This window comes from Salipiger sp. (genome assembly GCF_059781815.1).
The window spans coordinates 1-1,692 of the sequence record NZ_JBYNAH010000416.1 but is presented as its reverse complement, the minus strand read 5'-3'; the positions used below and the strand labels follow the sequence as shown (position 1 = coordinate 1,692).

The 1,692-nt window shown below is 59.9% G+C and carries 1 protein-coding gene and 1 pseudogene; both read right to left on the bottom strand.

Features of this window, described 5'->3' with window-relative positions; translation table 11 throughout:
* Positions 1 to 96 precede the first annotated feature (96 nt).
* Positions 97 to 357 carry a hypothetical protein gene (locus tag AC6RA4_RS25395; protein WP_500165089.1) on the bottom strand — a complete coding sequence of 87 codons (261 nt, stop codon included), beginning with the start codon at positions 355 to 357 and terminating at the stop codon, positions 97 to 99.
* 21 nt (positions 358 to 378) lie between these two features.
* Positions 379 to 1,618 (bottom strand): annotated as a pseudogene (locus tag AC6RA4_RS25390) (IS3 family transposase).
* Positions 1,619 to 1,692: the final 74 nt, after the last annotated feature.

Here is a 1,692-nt window from a genome sequence, read left to right as displayed (position 1 = left end):
GAAGATGCCCTATTGGCGGCTGGAGTTGATGAGCGTGTCCGCGCCGACATAATGGGCCACAAGACAGAGCGCCCTGCCTACGGTGAGGGTGGAGGGCTATCCATGCGGCTTGAAGCCATTAAACGTATTGCGATCTAAGGCCCGCCCTGCCCTTTTCAGATCGTTCTTCACCGCCGCTATCATATTGGGCGGCAGATCCTGCTGAGCAAGCTTCGCGATCTGAATTTGGTGCCAACCAATCAACGCGTGAACTTTGTTGTGGGCCTCTGATTGTTCCCCATCGAATAGTCCTGGCCACGTCATCAGAATACTGATCGCACTCCGGTGCTCCTGAAGTGTTGTCTCAGCCATCGTCATCACTTTGACCTTCCCCCTCGACTAGGGCCGGTTTGATCTGGAATCTTCCGGTTGGTTTTGAGTGTTGAGCGACAGCGTGGAAACCGCAAGAGTCTCAAGCGCTGGCGCGGTGGTTTTTGTCAAGAACTCCGTTGGGGATAGATATCCGAGCGCTGAGTGCGGGCGCACGGTGTTGTAGTGGTGGCGCCAGCGGCCGATCTCCTCGCGGGCATGGCGCAAGGAGCGGAACCAGTGCAGGTTCAGGCATTCGTCGCGGAATTTGCCGTTGAAGCTCTCGACGAAGGCGTTCTAGACCGGTTTGCCCCGTTGCCGGCAGGCGAATGCATGCATTCGCCGAGAGGGGGCTCGATGAACCGCAGTCGCACGCCGGACCGCTCGGACCAGTCGAACATCGCCTTGCTGGTGCCTTCAGGGCCGTTGTCGAGGATGATCTCCTCTGGCAGCCCAAACCGCAGAGCCAGGTCGTCGAGGAACCGTGCCACCCTGGCACCTGGGATCGACACGTCGACAATCTGGCCGGGGCAGAACCGGCTGTGATCGTCTACGATGTTCAGCACGCGGAAGCGTCGGCAATCCGCCAGTTGGTCGCCAACGAAGTCCATCGACCATCGCTGCATGGCCCTCTCGGGCACTTGAGGAGCGACGCGATCGCGCCTGGGCAGCTTGCGACGTTTCTTTGTGCGGACCTGTAAGCCCTGCTCGGTGTAGAGCCGATAGGTCCGCTTGTGGTTCACGACCAGCCCTTCCCGCCGGAGCATGGCGTGCAGGCGCAGATAGCCGTAGCGCCGGTTCTCCGACGCCAGTTCTTTCATGCGCTTGATCGCAGCGGCGTCATCTTTGGGCAGAGGCCGGTACTGCTGCACCGACCGCGCCAGCCCGACGATCCGGCAGGCCCTGCGTTCGCTCAGGCCCATCTCGCTCATCAAGAAACCCACAGCTTTGCGCTTGGCCATGGGGGTCACCGTTCGCCTGTTCTCTCAAACCAGTGGCGTTCACAGGCTCACTTTGCCAGCAATTCCTTCATCGACGACATGTCCAGCATCTGATCCGCGACGATCCGCTTGAGCTTGGCGTTCTCGACCTCCAACTCGCGCAACCGCTTGGCCTCCGACGCATCCATGCCACCGTACTTCTTCCGCCAGGAGTAGAACGTGGCCGAGCTGATGCCGTGACGCCGACAGATGTCGTCCGTCTTGGCTCCGGCCTCGCTCTCCTTCAGCACGCCGATGATCTGTTCTTCAGTGAAACGCTTCCGCTTCATGGGTCTTCCTCCTTCGTTCATTCAAAGGTGGAAAACTCCAGTTCGCAATGGCCCGGATATCGGGGGGAAGGTCA